Here is a 17,388-nt window from a genome sequence, read left to right as displayed (position 1 = left end):
AGTTCTCAACATAGTATCTCATAAAAAATATGATAGATTCAAAATTATTGGTACAAAAAGTTGCAATTATTGGTGCTGGCCCCGGTGGTTTAGCTGCGGCGATCGCGCTCTCAAATCTGGGTTTAGATGTGCAAGTTTAATTGTTGATATTGTTTACGAAGCTCAAAGAATCTATATTAAATATATTTTAACTCACGCCGAATATGATAAGGATAAATGGAAAAATGACGCGTACTTTTGATCCTGAATCTTACGGTAAATTGCTAGCTGAGTATCAACCAAGAACAATTAATACGGAAAAAGAAAATGAACAAGCTATCAAACTGGCTTTAACTTTAGAACATCGTCCCAATCTTACACCAGAAGAGGAGACGCTGTTGGCACTGTTGGTAACATTAATTGAAAAGTTTGAAGAAACTCATTACCCAATCCCTCAAGGTACTTCCCATTCGATGCTAAGGCATTTGATAGATGCACGCGATATGACTCCAGAAGCCTTAGCTGAGGTAATTGGATCAGTGGAAGTTGTCAGGGAAATTGTTAATGGCGATCGCCCGATCAATCCAGCAGAAGCACAATTGCTAGCAGATTATTTTCATGTAGATGCAAGCTTATTTACTTGAGTGGCTAAAATAAAATTAGGCTACGCTGCTGTGTGTAGGCAATAACTCGTTAATCAGCACTTGCAAATCAACTTGACGAAGTTGAGCCAATTGAATTAATGCTGCTGCACGTTCTGCATCTTGTTGTTCGACGCGCTCAACATACATTAGTAGCTCTTGATGTTCTGTCTCTGTAATTTTTCCAGTCTCGTTTTGCTGACGTAAATAAGCTAATCTTTCTTGTTCTTCGGGGGACAAACGACGTTGAATAATTTTCAGTAAAGCTGCTTCGTCTGCTTCTGTTAATGATGCTACTGATACCCTCAAAGACTCTTGAGAAAGAGCTTCCAAAAATTCAACGGCTCTCATTAAAGATTCTCCTGGCAATTGTTCTAGGAGTGCGATCGCTCTTTGACGAATTTCTGTAGGCACAACCATAAGAAATATCAACTCATTTGCTTATAGCTTAGATTAATAATCTGCAATTAGGCTACTGAGTCTTTCTTGCCGTATTTGGTCAAAAAAGGTTTCCAGATTCCCAATTGGGGTAGATTGAATAACTAAGGCCGTTCCAACTCGATATAAATGGGGTTCAGTAGTTAGTAAATTTTCGATTGCGGCTTGCACAAAAGCTTCAGCCGTCATACCTTTCGCGGCGGCTTGAGCTATCAAACGAGCTTCTATTTCTGGAGTTAATTCAAGGGTAATTGCCATAGAATCATCCAATTTCGTTCATTATCTAAATTATAAAGGCTTTGTTGGGTTTTGCTGTCGCGCAACCCAACCGATTATTTCTCTTAACTCGCAGCCAACCTACCCCAACCCACATAGGGTAACTTAGCAGCCGTCGCCCGAATTTGCTCAGTATTTGCCACTAACTGACCGCACGCATCCCAAGCACCAGAAACAAAGGTGCTTCTAGTACCTTCATCAAGGGTAACTGGGGCGGTAAAGTCGCCAACTTGTACCTGCAAAGTTTCTAAATTCACTGTGACACTAGCTTGGGGATTAGCTGCTACTAATTCTTGTAGTTGTTTAACTGTCACCTCATCAACTGTCAAACAAGGTATACCAATTGCCACACAATTACCAAAGAAAATTTCCGCAAAGCTTTCACCGATGAGGGCTTGAATACCCCATTTGGATATAGCTTGGGGTGCGTGTTCCCGTGATGAACCACAGCCAAAATTGCGGTTAACAATTAAGATATTCGCGCCTTGATATTGGGGTTGATCAAAAGGATGCTCACCATTTAGGGCAGTGCGATCGTCAATAAACGCCCCTTCACGCAATCCATCAAAGGTGACAGCTTTCAAAAATCTCGCGGGAATGATCCGGTCTGTATCGATATCATTACCCACTAAAGGTATGCCACGTCCAGAAACTTGTTTAACTTCACTTACCATAATCAATTCAAAATTCAAAATGACGCTCGTGGACTCGCTAACGCTGCGCTAACAAAATTCAAAATTGAACAATAGGGAATAGGGACTGGGGACTGGGGACTGGGGACTGGGGACTGGGGACTGTGGAAGAGGGAAAATGTTATGTATTGTCTTTCCCCCTATACCCCTACACCCTTACACCCCTATACCCCTTCTTAAAGCAGTTCTCTTACATCAGCGACTTCACCTTTAATTGCCGCAGTTACTACCATTGCGGGACTCATTAGGAGTGTCCGCCCGGAGGCTGAACCTTGCCGTCCTTTAAAGTTGCGGTTGGAGGAGGAAGCACTAATTTGTCTGCCTTCTAGTTTGTCGGGGTTCATCGCCAAACACATGGAACAACCGGGTTCACGCCACTCAAAGCCGGCTTCTTGGAAGACTTTATCTAATCCTTCCGCTTCGGCGGCTAGTTTGACTCGTTCCGAACCAGGGACGACAAAAGCTTTAATTCCCGCCGCTACATGGCGACCTTTGGCGATTTTGGCTGCTTCTCTGAGGTCGCTAATTCTGCCGTTGGTGCAGCTACCAATAAAGCAGACATCAATTTTAGTTCCCTTAATCGGTTGACCGGGATATAAATCCATGTAGCGATATGCTTCTTCTGCAACGAAGCGGTCTTCTTCTGCTAATTCTTCCGGCTTGGGTATCAACTGGTTCACGCCAATACCTTGTCCGGGGGTAATTCCCCAAGTCACGGTGGGGGGAATATCTGCCGCGTTGAAGACTATCACATCATCATATTCGGCATTAGCATCACTCTTGATGGATTCCCACCAAGCCACTGCTTGCTCCCACTCTGCACCTTTCGGCGCAAAGTCTCTACCTTGGAGGTAATCATAGGTGATTTGATCAGGATTAACGTAACCACATCTTGCACCGCCTTCAATGGCCATGTTGCAGACTGTCATCCTCTCTTCCATGTTCATCTGCTCAAAGGTCGTACCTGCGTATTCGTAGGCGTAACCTACACCACCTTTTACTCCCAGGATGCGGATAATATGCAGGATGACATCTTTAGCGTAGACACCGGGGTTAAGAGTGCCGTTAACTTCAATTTTGCGGACTTTGAGTTTAGATAATGATAGGGTTTGGGAGGCGAGAACGTCCCGTACTTGGCTTGTACCGATACCAAAGGCGATCGCACCAAACGCCCCATGACTGGAAGTGTGGCTGTCTCCACAGGCGATCGTCATTCCTGGCTGGGTGAGTCCCAACTCTGGGGCAATGACGTGGACTATACCTTGGTTGCCAGAACCAATATTATGGAAGGTGATAGCATTTTCTTGACAGTTTGTTTCTAGCGACTGGATCATTTCTTCTGCCATGCGATCGCTAAAGGGACGTGCCTGATTATCTGTAGGTACAATGTGATCTACAGTGGCTACAGTCCGCTCTGGAAACAAAACTTTTAGTCCTCTCTCCCGTAACATAGCAAAGGCCTGGGGACTGGTAACTTCATGAATTAGGTGTAGCCCAATAAATAGCTGTGTCAGCCCTGAAGGAAGTATACCAACCGTATGTAAGTCCCAAACTTTATCGAACAGTGTTCCTTTGCTCATAAGTCAATGGTTAGGTTACAAGAGTCAAGAGTTTTTATAGTATCAAAAAAAGTCGAGCTTTTTTCTGGTGGAGTCACGTCGCTGAGTTGTTATCTTTGCGCTTATTTTACGCCGTGCTGTACTAATGAGGTGAAGATAGTGGCTTTTTTGATTGCTAACAACAGAGTTGGCAACCAAAGAAGCCATGACTAAAAATTTTGATTATTCTAATTGCGATCGCCAAATTTTGGACTTTACCCTCAAATGTTTAAATCTTTCAGGGCTAAACGAATTTGTTCTAAACGCCTACGGTTAACTCCCAGATCGGATTCTCCTACGCGGGATGCCGATCGCATATGAATGACTGACTCATTAGGAGGTAAATAAAACTCTACATCATCCACAAATTTGAAAATGCGGCTTTTGGAAATCGCGTAGATGTAATTTTCTTTTTCTTCTAAAACCTCTGTCCGGGGAACAACGGTGAGAACTTTGAGTAAGGTTTCTCGTGCTTTGTCGCGATCTACATGATAGGCGATCGGTTCAATGGCGTGTTTGGCATCACCATCTTGACTTACAACACAGTTATCTGAAACTGGACAAGCACTCAGATGTCCTAACTTAACTCCCAAGCCAGAAGAGTCAGCCCAAGTTGTAGCAGGAAGTATTAAACTACAAGTTAAAGTTAAAAATATTACACAAGCAATACTCCACAGTAGTTGCTTTGTCCAAGCTGGTGAGAGACGGAACATGATAAATTTACTCCTCAAGGTTTCAATAGCACTCAATTATTTTCTGTTATTTTGCGTGGCTGCTGTGAGTTGCCGTTTCACCTGATACTGTATCATCGCCCCATATTTACGATTTAGATTGTTGATACCAAGTTTTCCGCCACTGTTTCATTTGATTAATTTCTGTATTTTGACCTTTGATAATTGCTTGCGCTAAATTTTTGATTTCAGGACGCTGGGATTTTTTTAAAGCATCTTCAGCCATGACCAAAGCTCCTTCATGATGAGGAATCATGGCATTGATAAAGCGGAGGTCAAATTCTGCATCAGCCGCGCCTAAGTCCATGCTCATCATCATGGCTTTAATTTGCTCTGATGACATTTCCATCATGTGACCCATTTTGGCATCATAAGCCATTGGTTTATCTCCTGCTTTGGGATACCAAGTTGTTCGCCACTGTTTCATCTGGCTAATTTCTTGGTTCTGAGCTTTGATAATATCTGTAGCTAGCTGTTTGAGTTCAGGGCGGGTGGATTTTTGTTGCAATTCCTTAGCCATATCTAACGCCCCTTGATGGTGAGGAATCATTGCGTCGATAAATCGCAAATCATAGCCAGCATCGGCTGGACCTAAATCCATTGCCATGTTGTGATTCATACCACCATGATTCATGTGCTGCTTATCGCTAGCATCAGCAATGGGATTAGAGTTTTTATTTTGGGCTTGAGAATTTGGAGAACACGCTGTTAAGACTACAAAGCTAAAAGCTAAAAAACTTTTTTTCCAAGCGGGGAATCGCATAAGTTTCACGTACCACATAAGCGAGCAGTTCAATTATTTAGTTTGGCAAATAAAATTAAGCTTCTCAGGTCTAAAGACGCTGAGATTTCTAAAGAGTCCATAGAAGAACTTTCTTAGGCGCACTTAAAGCACCTCTACTGATTCCAACTAAATCAAATTTAGCTATCATCGCTACTTTTCGGATAATATTTGCAGCCCCGTTACAGTCTGCATTTATCTTGATTCCAGTTGCTGTTTTGAATAAACCGCGATTGGTTCTAACACCACTGCTTTTCCACCCTTTGGGTTTTGCGCCAAATTTAGGTAGAACATCATCATCTAAGAACGATGTTTTTGAAGTATAGCTTTCTTCTGTTTCAATAAAGTCTATTCCGTATTGTTCACAGAGTTGTTCAATGCGGTTTTTTAGTTTTGCTGTTGGGATTTGAACAAACTTTTGATTGTTCTTTTTGCCCAGATCAGCACCATCTTTTTGACCCTTATTCCAACCAAAAACTATTGAACCGATTTTATTATCAATACAGTGGTTAATGACAATTCTTGCCGCTTTGTTTACAGCGTTACGCATTAGGCTATTGCGCTTTTCTGTGATCGCTGCAAGTCGGTTAGACCAAAAACCTTGAGGTTTATTTTCTTTGATTTTAGCAACTGACTTGTTGTACCACTGATTCAAACTTTTGAGATGCAATCCATCAACAATAAAGGAAGTCCCAATATTGGAAACACAGGTTAGCCAATTATTTAAGCCGTGGTCAATTCCTAGCACCTTAGATTTATCAAGCTCAACTACATTTATAGTTTGCTGATAAACGAACTCAGCATAAAAACATCTATTTCTTGGTAAAATTCGCACCTCTCTGATCGATTTAAAATCTAGATTCGCAGGCATTGGCAGATAGAAACCATCAACCCCGAACCAAGTTTTTACCAAACTTCCCAAGGGGAATCGAAGTATTCCGTCTTTCAACTTAAGAGAACGCCCGGTAAAAGTTGCTAGTGCTAAACCTCCAGATGTCCTGTAATTCGGTAATCTAGGGTTTTGAGTAACTATACCTTTTTTTATCCCCTTGACTAGTCCCATGTAAGATTTGAACGATTCAGCCACGCCAGTTAATATTTGCTGTGCAGTATCTGAATACAAAGCTTGATAATGCCTGTTCTTTTGAATAGTCCCTATCTGCTTATGTAAATCAACTTTACTCGGGAATTTACCAGTTTTAAAATAATATTGACGACTGTAATAAATTCCACAGTTAATCAAATTATTTGCTTCGGTACAGACGTACTCAAGCAAGGCTTTTAATCTGTTGTCTGGAGTAATTAAAATCTGCTGGCATCCGTAAGACATCGGTTGCTCGTAACTATGTTATATAGTTAGTATATCAACATATGTAGCTAATTGCAATGCCATTCCAGAAAAAGAACAAGTTAGGTTTTACGAGTAAACAGCCATTCGACAAAGACCCTGTTTGCTTTAAAGTATTGCCCGGTGTCAAAGACAAACTAAAAACCGTTCCTGACTGGCAAGAACGGTTAAGAGAATTTGTTGATAGACTTATTGTTGAGGCAAAGACTGAAGGCGACTAAAGTCGCTAGTGCCGCTTTCCTCTCAGCACTCTTCGTGACTGAGCTTCCAGCATCCCGTGTTTTTCCTGTGAAATCTGGATGAATTTTTCTTTGTGCCTCTGTATCTTTGTGTCTTTGTATTTAAACGGAAATTACACCCTTTGCGATTTGGGCAGACTACAGCGTCCGTTATAGATTAGTAATGTATCTGTATCACCTGACTAATTCGGGCTTGGTCTTTCACAGCGAAGGGTTTGGAAATGTTTACTTCGTCAGAGACTCCTATACTTGGGATAATTTTGTTAGTGGCTTTTGCCATTTTAGGTTGGGGCTTTTATCGCGCTAGACCTTTTGGGAAACTGGGAATCTTGGCCTGGTTGCAGTCGGTGGTGTTAATGACTCCCTGGCTGTTGTTCTTCGGTTTGTTTGCAGCCGGAATTTATATCAACATAGCTGGTATATTGTTCTTGGTGGTGGTTTCTGCTGGCTTGTATGTCTACTTAGGCAGACAGTTGCGTGCTGCTGGTCAAGATGCCATCCTGAAGCAACGAGCAACCCAAAGGTTGGCGGATGAATCTTCTCAAGCATCTGAAAACTTACCACAGTCAACAGCAGTAGTTGTAGAAATACTGCCAATTCCAGAAGAAGACTTGAGTTCCATTAGAAGCATTTTTGGGATTGATACGTTTTTTGCCACAGAAACGATCGCCTACCAACAAGGTGCTATTTTCAAGGGTAATTTACGCGGTGAACCCCAAGATGTTCACCAACGTCTGACTACCAGTTTAAAAGAAAAACTTGGTGATAAATATCGCTTGTTTTTATTAGAAAACACAGACGGTAAACCTGTGGTTATTGTTCTACCTAGCAGCAATGACCCACGCCCAATCACGTTACCGCAAAAAGTTTTTGCAGCTATCTTGGCTGTAGCAACTATTGGCACTAGTCTAGAAACGGCGGGATTATTGCTCAATTTTGATGTCCTGGCTAACCCAGAACGGTTGCAAGAGGCTTTACCCATCGGCTTGGGTATATTTGCGATTTTGATCGCCCATGAAATTGGACATTGGTTACTAGCCCGTCGTCATCAAGTCCGCCTCAGTTGGCCTTTCTTCTTACCGGCGGTACAGATTGGGTCTTTTGGATCAATCACCCGCTTTGAGTCGCTGTTACAGAATCGCTCAGTATTATTTGATATTGCCGTGGCAGGGCCGATTGCTGGTGGTATTGTATCTTTACTGATGCTGATTGTGGGCTTGCTGCTTTCTCACCCAGGTAGTTTATTTCAACTACCCAATCAGTTTTTCCAAGGTTCAATTTTAGTAGGTAGCCTAGCACGGGTTGTTCTGGGTTCAGCGTTGCAATCACCGTTAGTCAATGTTAATCCCCTCGTGGTGATTGGTTGGCTGGGATTAGTCATCACTGCTTTAAACTTGATGCCAGCCGGACAATTAGATGGTGGACGCATTGTACAGGCCATTTATGGACGCAAAACTGCAAATAGGTCAACGATCGCTACTTTAATTGTCTTAGCTTTGGTAGGCTTGGGTAATGCTCTGGCATTATATTGGTTAATCGTCATTCTATTTCTACAACGGGATTTAGAACGCCCCAGCTTGAATGAAATCACTGAACCCAATGATGCAAGGGCTGCTTTGGGTTTATTGGTTCTGTTCTTGATGATTACCACCCTTTTACCCCTAACCCCCGGACTGGCTGGAAGGTTGGGAATCGGCGGGTAAATGAGTAATGAGTAATGAGTAATGAGTAAATACCCATTACTTATTACTCATAATTTATTTTTGAATTTTGAATTTTGAATTTTGAATTGTTACGCTTTCCACCCCCTCAGCAAATTGGGATACTTAGCTGGGGTTGAAAACATTTGTTTCAAGGCTGTCTGACGTTCTAAGGGTTTTTCCTTAGTGAGATTCCAGAGGGTTTCATAGAAAAAGAAGGAGACTCCGGCAAAATTGCGATCGCGTACTTTCTCCACTTGGGTTTGAATTTGCTGCATGGGTACGGATCTATTTTTCAATCCAGACAAAATCCCAATACTCACAGGTATATGTTTTTGGGCTGCTTTGACTTCTGGATACTCTAATTCTTTGACAAAGACATTAAGATCATCGCGGTAAATCTGCAATACCAAGTCTTCAACTATTCCCATACGTTCCCAGCGTTGCCAATCTGCGAGAAAATATTCGTAGGAAAAACGCTGGGGGTTGGGTGCAACGGAAACTAAGCAATCTTTTTTGACAGATTTAATCGCTGTAAATACCCGCTTCATGAAAGCAGTGATTTTGCTAGCTCGCCAACGTACCCATTCTGGATCTTTGGGGTTTTTGGATGGTGCTTGACCACGATGTTCTTTTTTGTATAAGTCTATGGTGTAGGCATCATAGCCCAGTTCCGAAGGTAAGCCGAAATGGTCGTCAAATTGGATACCGTCGATATCGTAGTTTCTGACGATTTCGACAATTAAATCCTGGATAAATCGCTGTACATCGGGGCGAAAGGGACTTAACCAAACTCGTTCATGTGTGCCTTCTTTAACAATGCGAGTACCATTGCTGCGACTTGTCAACCATTGGGGACGATTTTTAGCTAGGAGAGAATCTGCTGGGGCCATGAAGCCAAATTCAAACCAAGGAATCACGGTTAAACCTTGTTTATGTCCCTCGGTGACAATTTCTTTGAGCATATCGCGCCCTTGTAATCCAGGAGTAGGATCAAGCGATCGCCCAATCACTTTCGCTGCTACTTGACTCGGATACAGTGTATATCCCCAGTTCCACACTGCTGGATATACGGTATTGAAGTTAAGTTCATCTAATTTTTGTAAAGATTTTTGCAGGCGATCGCGATTAAACAGCACATCACTATCAATATTAGTTAACCAAACCCCCCTCAATTCCGATGCTAATGATGAGTTGGGAGTGATTTGTGCGTTTAAAGGTAACGATAAAATAACTGTAGTCACTACACTCAAAACCAGCATCACTGCAAAAAATACTGGCTTGCTTTTTTGATTAAAATTCTGCAACAAAAACCTCATATCCCACTTTCTAAACATTTTCATAAATTGTTACATCGGCAGAAAATAAAACAATAATTATGACGCATTCACAAGCCAGAAGTTGCTCCAAATAAGGATTATTAGTAGATGAACACTTTTATCTATAGAGATAGAAAGGGATAAATCTTTATGTTTTCTTTATATCTTAATGTAATGATTTCATCTGATTCATCTGTTAATATCAACGCATCATCTTCATATTTGTTTGAATAAAGTAAATAATATACCGAATGATTGACCATTAGAGTATATTTAGCAGTATACTAACTAGTAATTAAAAAGTTTCTATCTAGTTACCTAGGGATACGTAAACCCAAAATAGCTAGTAGACGGTGGATACACGGTTATATTTACAACTTTCAACCTAAAATCTCAAATTTAGTGATGAATAGCTTCAGTAACTCGCAAAATCATCTGGCAGAAACGACAGCAGCCACCAAGAGACTAGAAAGGGCAATCATGCTTGCTGCTGGTGATTTTTCGTTGATATTCGCTTGCTGTAACTCCCTTCACAAACAACAGCAAATACTCAATTTAGTCACTGAATCTTCAGCATTCAATATCCAAGAAATTATTCTCCAGTCAACCGACGAGACACTATACACAACCATTAACAAGGAAATTGGCACAGTTCACCCAGAAGCCTTGATGATTAGGGGTTTAGAATCTGTCGCGGCGATTAACCAACTCATCACCAGTACCAATATGATGCGAGATGAGTTTCGCAAAACTTTTGACTTTCCCATAGTGTTGTGGGTCAATGATGAAATCCTTAATAAGTTAATCTGGTTAGCACCTGATTTTAAAAATTGGTCAGCCAACACCATTCGCTTTGATATTCCCCATCATCAGCTGATCAACAGTCCGGTCTTAATTGCGTAATACTTAAGCATTGAACTACCGGTCAAAAGCCAAAAGTTTTGTATAGGACTAATATTTGATTTTTGAAAAAGCTGCGTACATCTGAAGAGTAGGAAAATCAAAGGTGGTGTGTCGGATAAACCATTCAAACATCCATTTCAAATGGGGGAATGAAGGTATTAAAGCGCAGAAACGTCGAACCCAGGTTTTGGCTTGCAACCGAACATCCTCAATTGGATTTTGTATTGGGCAATTGGGAGCAAAACGAACGCAATGTATCTTCCACTGGTCAGTCGAAAGTCCTTGATTCACTTCATCTAAGAAATTTTTAATTTCTTGAGAACGATGGTAACTAGCTCCATCCCAAAAAATTAGTAATCGCTGATCAGGAGACTGTTCTAGTAAATAACGTAAATAATCAATCGTATTTTTTGAATTTCCTGCATCATAGCTTTTAAGTATTAATTCTCCTTCGAGATAGTCAATCGCTCCATAATAAGTTTGTTTTTCTCGCTCATAGCTAGTTTATACTCCAACTCTCCTATTTCCCAATAATCCTTTGTCTGAAGCCAACTCAATACCTCCTCTCGCTGCTCGGTACTCAAATAGCTCTTTCTTCCTTTGTAGTTTAGTCTTAGACCATCAATTCCATTTTCCTCATATACTTGTTTCCAACCTGTTATTGAACCAAGTGAAACGCCAAGAATTTTCTGGATTTCCTTATATAAGTAACCTTGATAAACCAACTTGACAGCTAACCCTTTTCTCGCTTCACGGGTATTTAGATTTTGAACTACAAATTCCTGTAGTTCAGCGATCGCCTGCTGCAAGTGCTGGTTCATCATTGTTCCTCATTATACTTGTGACCTATCTCCGTCTTATCTCTTAGTTTTTTTTCAAAAATCAAATATGATTCCTATATTACATTGATAATAATCTACTCATACGTTTACTTTCATTTTCTCTATTCATAGTAATATCAAATTATTGCGAAGCTGCGTGAATTAAGAAAAGAGTGAAAACATAGCACTGTAAAGGTTTTAGCTTTCTCTTTTTATGCAACTTTATACAAACTTAGCATAAGTAAAAAAAGGTTTTGAACAGAAGTATTTTTATTGAAAATTATAGTAATATAAAATACAGAGTTTTGAGAGTATATGCAATCACATCATCCCTTGGTCTCAGTTATTATACCTGCCTATAATGCAGAAAAATTTATAAGTAAAACATTACAGTCTGTTCTATCTCAAACATATATAAATATTGAAGTCTTAGTAGTTGATGATGGATCTTTAGATAGAACCACTGAAATCGTTGAATCTTTTGCGCGAAACGACAATCGAGTCATTTTAATAAAGCAGTCAAATAAAGGAGTTGCAGCTGCTCGCAACTTAGCAATTTCCAAGTCTACGGGTGAATATATTGCGCCTGTTGATGCTGACGATATATGGTATCCCAAAAAACTAGAAAAACAAGTAGAATGCTTCTTGAATGCTGATTCATCGGTAGGAGTAGTTTATGCTTGGTCAGCAATCATTGATGAGGATGACGCTATTATTGGCGAGTACAATTATTGGTCTTACCTAAATATGAATAGTGTAGAGGGAGATGTGTACAAAGAAATTTTGTTCAGAAACTTCCTAGGAAATGCTAGTGTACCACTAATTCGTAGAGTTTGTTTTGAAACAATTGGTGGCTACAATAGTGAACTGAAACAGAATAATGCTCAAGGATGTGAAGATTTAGATATTTATCTACGTCTTGCTGAACATTATAAATTTTGTGTAGTCCAGGAATTTTTGATTGGATATCGTCAGGTAAATGGAAGTATGTCTAGATCGTATACAATAATGGAAAAGTCTCATAACTTAGTAATGCAATCTGCTCGACAAAGACATCCAGAAATTGCCAGTTATATATTTAATTGGTCTGATAGCTATTTTCAATACTATTTAGCACTTCGAGCCTTCAAGGCTGAGGACTTTGGGAATACTATACTCTACCTGTACAGAGCCGTAAAGTTTGATGCAGTATTTCTTTTTAATCCAGACTTATATGAGTTGATTTCCAAGATAGTAATGAAGCAGCTATTAAAAACTGTAATCGGGGGAAAGTATAGAGATTTGTTAAAATTTAAACAAGAATTGGAATTTAATAAAAATCCAATAACTGACATTACTCAAATAAAACTAAAAGAAGAAAAACCAAAATTTTGGCATATATATAACAATGTTGTTTTTAGAAGATGTAAAAACAATTAATGATATTGTTTGTCAAGGTTTTTTCTCTAGGATAAATCAACATGAAAAATATTCGGCATAATTATATTCACTTAAGCTCATATGTATATAAAACTTATGAATAAAAATAACGTATACAAAAATGTATTATCTCTTTTAAAGTTTTATCCTTTGGCAATTCCTGTAATTGTTTTGCTGGGAACTCTATCCTCTTTATTTGAAGGAATCGGCATTAGCTTATTTATGCCATTACTGCAAAGTTTATATCAGACAGAGGTGCAAATAGGTGACAGCAATTTTTTAGTAGATTTGCTCAATCGTATATTTGTTGATATCCCTACTAACAACCGTTTGATAATTATTGCTGTGTGTATTGTAGGAAGTATTTTCTTAAAAAACTTGCTGATTTACAGTAACAGTATTTTATTCTCTAGGTTCAACTCACGTATCAGCCATGATTTGCGGTCAAGAATATATAGGCAACTTTTAAGCATTAGCTATAGTTTTTTAGAAGGGAATGAATCAGGCAAATTGATGAATACTTTGGCTTCTGAAACCTGGCGGACTAGTCAAGCCTTATCAGGTTTTGTTAACCTCATCATCAATTGCTGTACGATATCTGTGTTTATAATTTTGCTGTTACTGCTTTCTTGGCAACTAACTATATTAGTTTCTATCTTGATGGCATTAATATCTATAATTACCTATCTAGTTACACGTCCAGTTAAACGATTAGGAGAACAAGCATTAGAGAGTAATTCTGCTCTGGCTAATCGTATGTGGGAAGGATTAGCTGGGATGAAAGTAATTCGAGCTTTTGGACGCGAAGATTACGAGCAAGAACGCTTTGATAGGGTTTCAATAAAGGTACGTAATACATTTTTCAAACTTGATATACTCTCTGCAACTGTCAATCCAATTTCTGAGGTTCTGTCGTCAATTTTATTAGTGAGTATTTTAGTAATTACTTTACTGCAAGACAAAACATCTCTACCAAGACTACTCACTTTTATTGTGATCCTCTACCGCTTACAGCCTAAAGTAAAGCAACTAGATGCTGCACGCGTAGGTCTAAGTGCTTTATCTAGTGCTGTAGAGGATGTATTATCTCTCTTAGATAGTTCTGATAAACCTTATATTCGTTCTGGTCATATTAATTTTAAAAGTTTAAAACAAGGAATTTATTTTGAAGGTGTCAGCTTTGCTTATAATGTGGGAGAAAAATCAGCCCTTCAAGATATTTCACTGTTTATTCCTCAAGGTAAAACAACTGCTATTGTAGGTCCTTCTGGTGCAGGTAAATCTACACTCATTGGCTTAATTTGTCGGTTTTATGATCTAGAATCAGGAGAAATTTATGTTGATAATTATGCACTCAGAGAATTAAATTTAAATGATTGGCGTAATCAAATTGCGATTGTTAGCCAAGATGTGCATATGTTTAGCACAACGGTGTTAGAAAATATTGCCTATGGTCGCCTGGGAGTAACAGAAGATGAAATTATAGAAGCAGCAAAACTGGCAAATGCTCATCAATTTATTAGTGAATTACCTCAAGGGTATGATACCAAAGTAGGCGATCGCGGTGTTCGTTTATCGGGTGGACAGAGACAACGCATCGCTTTAGCAAGAGCGATAGTCCGCAATCCAGAGATTCTGATTCTAGATGAGGCTACAAATGCGCTTGACAGTATTTCTGAACATTTAATTCAAGAAGCCCTTAATACCCTAAGTGAGAATCGTACAGTAATTGTGATAGCCCATCGTCTAGCTACCATTGAACAAGCAGATAAAATAATTGTGCTAAATGAGGGACAAGTAGCGGAGCAAGGTAATCTTCAGTATCTACTCCAGTTGAACGGACTATTTGCCCAACTTTATAACTTACAACACCGTAATGCTCATATTTGAAATATTTTAAATCTTTAATTAAATTGTTATGGCTTATAAGATTCAAGAAATAGAAGTGACAGAACCGTTACCTACTGTATCACTCTCTCCAGATGAGACAGGTATTGCTTTAATTGTCCGCCGCAAAGATAGACCTATTGGGTTTGTTCTCCAAGCATTACCAGCCAAATCGGTGCTTTCTAGTGCAGAAATAGCTCAATTGATTACTCCAGAAATTAGCAGTAAACTGATTCAAGAATATCTACTAGAAGAATTAGATTATTGTGTTGCTCAAACTCCCTTTCCCTCTTTAACCATTGCAATTTGTACAAAAGACCGCCCAGAAAATTTAACCCGTTGTTTGCAATCTTTACAAGAATTAGCAACACAAATTACAGGATTAGAAATTTTAGTCATTGATAACGCGCCATCTGACGAACGTACCAAAAAATTAGTTGATTCCTTATCTTGGGTGCGTTATGTGCGAGAACCAAAACCAGGTTTAGATTTTGCTAGGAATCAAGCTATAAACTCAGCAAATGGCGAAATTCTGGCCTTTTTAGATGATGATGTCGTTGTAGATCGACGATGGTTAACAGGATTGATAACAGCATGGCAAGAAAATCCTCATGCTGCGGCTTTTACAGGGTTAGTATTACCTTATGAATTAGTGACAGAAGCGCAAATTCTTTTTGAAAAAAGAGGGGGATTTCGTCGCGGGTTTCAAAAAATTTGCTATGGTCAAATTTTACCCGGTAATCCCCTGTATCCTTGTGGCGCAGGTATATTTGGTGCGGGATGTAATATGGCATTTCGTCGAGAGATATTATTAAAAATCGGTGGATTTGATGAGGCCTTAGATACAGGTGCGCCCTTACCGGGTGGTGGAGATTTAGATATTTTTTATCGTGTAATTCGGGCAGGTTATAACCTAGTTTATGAGCCTGAATACTTAGTATTTCATCAACACCGTCGAGAATACGAAAAACTGCATCGCCAATACTGGACTTGGGGTTTAGGGTTTATGGCTTTTGTGATGAAAGCTTATCAAACTGACCCGGCTCAACATTCACAGTTACGCAGTCTCATATTGTGGTGGATCAAAGATCAACTTAAGCAATTGAGAGAAAGTTTACAAGGTCGCCATGCTTTACCGCCAAAAATGATATTAGCAGAAATATGGGGTGGAATTATGGGATTTTTTGGGGAATACCCTCGTTCTTTAAAACGCATTGAAATGATTAGGAGGCAATTTTCATGAGTAATTTTGCTCCCTGGAAAGTTTTGCATCTTGACTTGAGCGAAGACTTACCAGAACTGAATCATGAAAGCAATTATCAAGGAATATATGTTGTTTTTTGGTGGCGGGGTATTCCTCTTGGCGATCGCGAAATTCTCACAGCACAGTTACCTATGGCTGCAACTACGCTGCGGAATATAGCATTGCAAGCCATCACACCAGCCGTAGGCGATCGCTTACTAGAAAACGGCTTCAAAGCACCTTTACCAGTGGTTTGTGCAAATCCAGCCAGGGATAAACCATCAGATTTTCAGGCTTTGTTGGCTTTACAGCAACCCCTCCAAGAACTGCAACAAACTTACACTCAACCAGTCAATAATTCTATATCTGTAGTGATTTGTACGCGCAATCGACCAGAACAACTAGCACGGTGTTTGCGATCGCTAGTAAATTTATCTCAACCTCCACAACAGATTATTGTCGTCGATAATGCACCCTCAGATGACAACACACGCCAGGTAGTTGCACAAATACCTCAGATTGAGTACGTGTTAGAACCACGACCAGGGCTAAGTGTAGCGCGTAATACTGGGATTAGCCACTCGACAGGAGAGATTATTGCTTTCACTGATGACGATGTAGAAGTTCACCCAGACTGGTGTCTTCGTTTACAGCAAGCTTTTGTAAATCCCAAAGTCCTAGCTGTTACCGGACTCATGTTACCAGCTGAACTGGAAACAGAAGCACAATTCATCTTCTATAAAGGTTCAGGAGGCTCAGGGTGGGGATATCGCGCCATCCATTTTGATATGCAGTTCTTTGAAGATATGAAGCATCTTAGTGTTCCCGTGTGGCGCATTGGAGCAGGTGCTAATATGGCCTTTCGCCGTCATGCTTTTGATGTAGTAGGGTATTTCGATGAACGCCTGGGTGCAGGTGCATCTGGATGTAGTGAAGACTCGGAAATGTGGTACAGAATCCTGGCTGAAGGCTGGATTTGTCGCTATGAACCGACATCAGTAGTTTTTCACTATCATCGCCGGAATTTTGATGCTTTCACAGACCAAGCTTATCAATATATGCGTGGTCATGTGACAGCGTTATTAATACAGTTTGCTCAATATAAACATTGGGGAAACTTGCGTCGCTTATGCTTGGCTTTGCCTAGATATTATGCCAAATTAACTTTACAAAGACTGAAAAAAGGTTTTCAGCCGCGATATAGTTCTGTATTTACCGAAATACTTGGCTGTCTAGCTGGAATCAAGTTTTACATAAACAACAGGAAAAAACCAGCTTGGTCAAGTTCCTTATCGACAGAATCTTACGCCAACGCGAGAATTGAAAAATCAAACTCTAAAATGCAGAATTAATAACCTCACTGATAAATTCGG

The 17,388-nt window shown here is 39.8% G+C and carries 17 protein-coding genes and 2 pseudogenes; 10 read left to right on the top strand and 9 right to left on the bottom strand.

Features of this window, described 5'->3' with window-relative positions:
• Nucleotides 1-29 precede the first annotated feature (29 nt).
• The 3 genes and pseudogenes from L6494_RS22155 (at nucleotide 30) to L6494_RS22145 (ending at nucleotide 623) form a co-directional block, all read left to right on the top strand.
• Entirely contained in the window at nucleotides 30-140 is a 111-nt protein-coding gene (locus L6494_RS22155) for an NAD(P)-binding protein (protein ID WP_237989904.1), read from the top strand.
• Nucleotides 137-241: pseudogene (locus tag L6494_RS22150) on the top strand (type II toxin-antitoxin system HigB family toxin); the annotation flags it as partial. The gene L6494_RS22155 and the pseudogene L6494_RS22150, both read left to right, overlap by 4 nt.
• On the top strand, nucleotides 225-623 hold the full coding sequence (locus L6494_RS22145) for a helix-turn-helix domain-containing protein (protein WP_237989903.1): 399 nt from the start codon (nucleotides 225-227) through the stop codon (nucleotides 621-623). The pseudogene L6494_RS22150 and the gene L6494_RS22145, both read left to right, overlap by 17 nt.
• A gap of 15 nt (nucleotides 624-638) precedes the next feature.
• On the opposite strand, the gene L6494_RS22140 is transcribed toward L6494_RS22145, so the two are convergent.
• The 7 genes from L6494_RS22140 to L6494_RS22110 all read right to left on the bottom strand — a co-directional run bounded on the left by L6494_RS22140 (nucleotide 639) and on the right by L6494_RS22110 (nucleotide 6,466).
• Complete coding sequence (locus L6494_RS22140) at nucleotides 639-1,040, bottom strand: hypothetical protein (protein ID WP_237989902.1); 402 nt, start codon at nucleotides 1,038-1,040, stop codon at nucleotides 639-641.
• Between the two features lie 33 nt (nucleotides 1,041-1,073).
• Entirely contained in the window at nucleotides 1,074-1,316 is a 243-nt protein-coding gene (locus L6494_RS22135) for a CopG family transcriptional regulator (RefSeq protein ID WP_237989901.1), read from the bottom strand.
• Nucleotides 1,317-1,399: 83 nt separating this feature from the next.
• Nucleotides 1,400-2,008, bottom strand: coding sequence for a 3-isopropylmalate dehydratase small subunit (gene leuD, locus L6494_RS22130; RefSeq protein ID WP_237989900.1), 609 nt, complete (start codon nucleotides 2,006-2,008; stop codon nucleotides 1,400-1,402).
• A 194-nt stretch (nucleotides 2,009-2,202) separates the two neighbouring features.
• Entirely contained in the window at nucleotides 2,203-3,606 is a 1,404-nt protein-coding gene (leuC, locus tag L6494_RS22125) for a 3-isopropylmalate dehydratase large subunit (protein ID WP_237989899.1), read from the bottom strand.
• Nucleotides 3,607-3,845: 239 nt separating this feature from the next.
• Complete coding sequence (locus tag L6494_RS22120; protein ID WP_237989898.1) at nucleotides 3,846-4,337, bottom strand: DUF1499 domain-containing protein; 492 nt, start codon at nucleotides 4,335-4,337, stop codon at nucleotides 3,846-3,848.
• A gap of 106 nt (nucleotides 4,338-4,443) precedes the next feature.
• Complete coding sequence (locus L6494_RS22115; RefSeq protein ID WP_237996219.1) at nucleotides 4,444-5,118, bottom strand: DUF305 domain-containing protein; 675 nt, start codon at nucleotides 5,116-5,118, stop codon at nucleotides 4,444-4,446.
• 88 nt (nucleotides 5,119-5,206) lie between these two features.
• Nucleotides 5,207-6,466, bottom strand: a complete 1,260-nt coding sequence (locus L6494_RS22110) for an RNA-guided endonuclease InsQ/TnpB family protein (protein WP_237989897.1) — start codon at nucleotides 6,464-6,466, stop codon at nucleotides 5,207-5,209.
• Between the two features lie 56 nt (nucleotides 6,467-6,522).
• Between L6494_RS22110 and L6494_RS22105 the strand changes: the two genes are divergently transcribed.
• Nucleotides 6,523-6,705: a hypothetical protein gene (locus L6494_RS22105; protein ID WP_237989896.1), complete on the top strand. Its 183-nt coding sequence runs from the start codon at nucleotides 6,523-6,525 to the stop codon at nucleotides 6,703-6,705.
• Nucleotides 6,706-6,944: 239 nt separating this feature from the next.
• On the top strand, nucleotides 6,945-8,426 hold the full coding sequence (locus tag L6494_RS22100) for a site-2 protease family protein (RefSeq protein ID WP_237989895.1): 1,482 nt from the start codon (nucleotides 6,945-6,947) through the stop codon (nucleotides 8,424-8,426).
• 89 nt (nucleotides 8,427-8,515) lie between these two features.
• Here the strand turns inward: L6494_RS22100 and L6494_RS22095 are convergent, their stop codons facing one another.
• Nucleotides 8,516-9,766, bottom strand: a complete 1,251-nt coding sequence (locus L6494_RS22095) for a glycoside hydrolase family 10 protein (protein WP_442946968.1) — start codon at nucleotides 9,764-9,766, stop codon at nucleotides 8,516-8,518.
• A 381-nt stretch (nucleotides 9,767-10,147) separates the two neighbouring features.
• Between L6494_RS22095 and L6494_RS22090 the strand changes: the two genes are divergently transcribed.
• Nucleotides 10,148-10,645 (top strand): hypothetical protein, encoded by a 498-nt coding sequence (locus L6494_RS22090; RefSeq protein WP_237989894.1) that lies wholly within the window; start codon nucleotides 10,148-10,150, stop codon nucleotides 10,643-10,645.
• 48 nt (nucleotides 10,646-10,693) lie between these two features.
• Here L6494_RS22090 and L6494_RS22085 read toward each other — a convergent pair.
• Nucleotides 10,694-11,469, bottom strand: a pseudogene (locus tag L6494_RS22085) (transposase).
• Between the two features lie 312 nt (nucleotides 11,470-11,781).
• On the opposite strand from L6494_RS22085, the gene L6494_RS22080 reads away from it, so the two are divergent.
• The 4 genes from L6494_RS22080 to L6494_RS22065 all read left to right on the top strand — a co-directional run bounded on the left by L6494_RS22080 (nucleotide 11,782) and on the right by L6494_RS22065 (nucleotide 17,367).
• On the top strand, nucleotides 11,782-12,885 hold the full coding sequence (locus tag L6494_RS22080) for a glycosyltransferase family 2 protein (RefSeq protein WP_237989893.1): 1,104 nt from the start codon (nucleotides 11,782-11,784) through the stop codon (nucleotides 12,883-12,885).
• A gap of 96 nt (nucleotides 12,886-12,981) precedes the next feature.
• Complete coding sequence (locus L6494_RS22075) at nucleotides 12,982-14,775, top strand: ABC transporter ATP-binding protein (protein ID WP_237989892.1); 1,794 nt, start codon at nucleotides 12,982-12,984, stop codon at nucleotides 14,773-14,775.
• A gap of 28 nt (nucleotides 14,776-14,803) precedes the next feature.
• Nucleotides 14,804-16,015 (top strand): glycosyltransferase family 2 protein, encoded by a 1,212-nt coding sequence (locus L6494_RS22070; RefSeq protein WP_237989891.1) that lies wholly within the window; start codon nucleotides 14,804-14,806, stop codon nucleotides 16,013-16,015.
• Nucleotides 16,012-17,367 carry a glycosyltransferase family 2 protein gene (locus tag L6494_RS22065; RefSeq protein ID WP_237989890.1) on the top strand — a complete coding sequence of 452 codons (1,356 nt, stop codon included), beginning with the start codon at nucleotides 16,012-16,014 and terminating at the stop codon, nucleotides 17,365-17,367. Before L6494_RS22070 ends, L6494_RS22065 begins: the two co-directional genes overlap by 4 nt.
• Nucleotides 17,368-17,388: the final 21 nt, after the last annotated feature.

The sequence above is a fragment of the Nostoc sp. UHCC 0870 genome, from assembly GCF_022063185.1.
Classification (GTDB): Bacteria; Cyanobacteriota; Cyanobacteriia; order Cyanobacteriales; family Nostocaceae; genus Trichormus.
This window is presented reverse-complemented; position numbering and strand designations above follow the sequence as displayed.

Bases quoted from the DNA above. Each gene is read 5' to 3' on its own strand.
- L6494_RS22100 (WP_237989895.1), top strand. From the start codon at position 6,945: ATGTTTACTTCGTCAGAGACTCCTATACTTGGGATAATTTTGTTAGTG.
- L6494_RS22120 (WP_237989898.1), bottom strand. From the start codon at position 4,337: ATGTTCCGTCTCTCACCAGCTTGGACAAAGCAACTACTGTGGAGTATT.
- L6494_RS22065 (WP_237989890.1), top strand. From the start codon at position 16,012: ATGAGTAATTTTGCTCCCTGGAAAGTTTTGCATCTTGACTTGAGCGAA.
- L6494_RS22155 (WP_237989904.1), top strand. From the start codon at position 30: ATGATAGATTCAAAATTATTGGTACAAAAAGTTGCAATTATTGGTGCT.
- L6494_RS22105 (WP_237989896.1), top strand. From the start codon at position 6,523: ATGCCATTCCAGAAAAAGAACAAGTTAGGTTTTACGAGTAAACAGCCA.
- L6494_RS22140 (WP_237989902.1), bottom strand. From the start codon at position 1,040: ATGGTTGTGCCTACAGAAATTCGTCAAAGAGCGATCGCACTCCTAGAA.
- L6494_RS22145 (WP_237989903.1), top strand. From the start codon at position 225: ATGACGCGTACTTTTGATCCTGAATCTTACGGTAAATTGCTAGCTGAG.
- L6494_RS22095 (WP_442946968.1), bottom strand. From the start codon at position 9,766: ATGAAAATGTTTAGAAAGTGGGATATGAGGTTTTTGTTGCAGAATTTT.
- L6494_RS22135 (WP_237989901.1), bottom strand. From the start codon at position 1,316: ATGGCAATTACCCTTGAATTAACTCCAGAAATAGAAGCTCGTTTGATA.
- L6494_RS22070 (WP_237989891.1), top strand. From the start codon at position 14,804: ATGGCTTATAAGATTCAAGAAATAGAAGTGACAGAACCGTTACCTACT.
- leuD (WP_237989900.1), bottom strand. From the start codon at position 2,008: ATGGTAAGTGAAGTTAAACAAGTTTCTGGACGTGGCATACCTTTAGTG.
- L6494_RS22115 (WP_237996219.1), bottom strand. From the start codon at position 5,118: ATGCGATTCCCCGCTTGGAAAAAAAGTTTTTTAGCTTTTAGCTTTGTA.
- L6494_RS22075 (WP_237989892.1), top strand. From the start codon at position 12,982: ATGAATAAAAATAACGTATACAAAAATGTATTATCTCTTTTAAAGTTT.
- leuC (WP_237989899.1), bottom strand. From the start codon at position 3,606: ATGAGCAAAGGAACACTGTTCGATAAAGTTTGGGACTTACATACGGTT.
- L6494_RS22110 (WP_237989897.1), bottom strand. From the start codon at position 6,466: ATGTCTTACGGATGCCAGCAGATTTTAATTACTCCAGACAACAGATTA.
- L6494_RS22080 (WP_237989893.1), top strand. From the start codon at position 11,782: ATGCAATCACATCATCCCTTGGTCTCAGTTATTATACCTGCCTATAAT.
- L6494_RS22090 (WP_237989894.1), top strand. From the start codon at position 10,148: ATGAATAGCTTCAGTAACTCGCAAAATCATCTGGCAGAAACGACAGCA.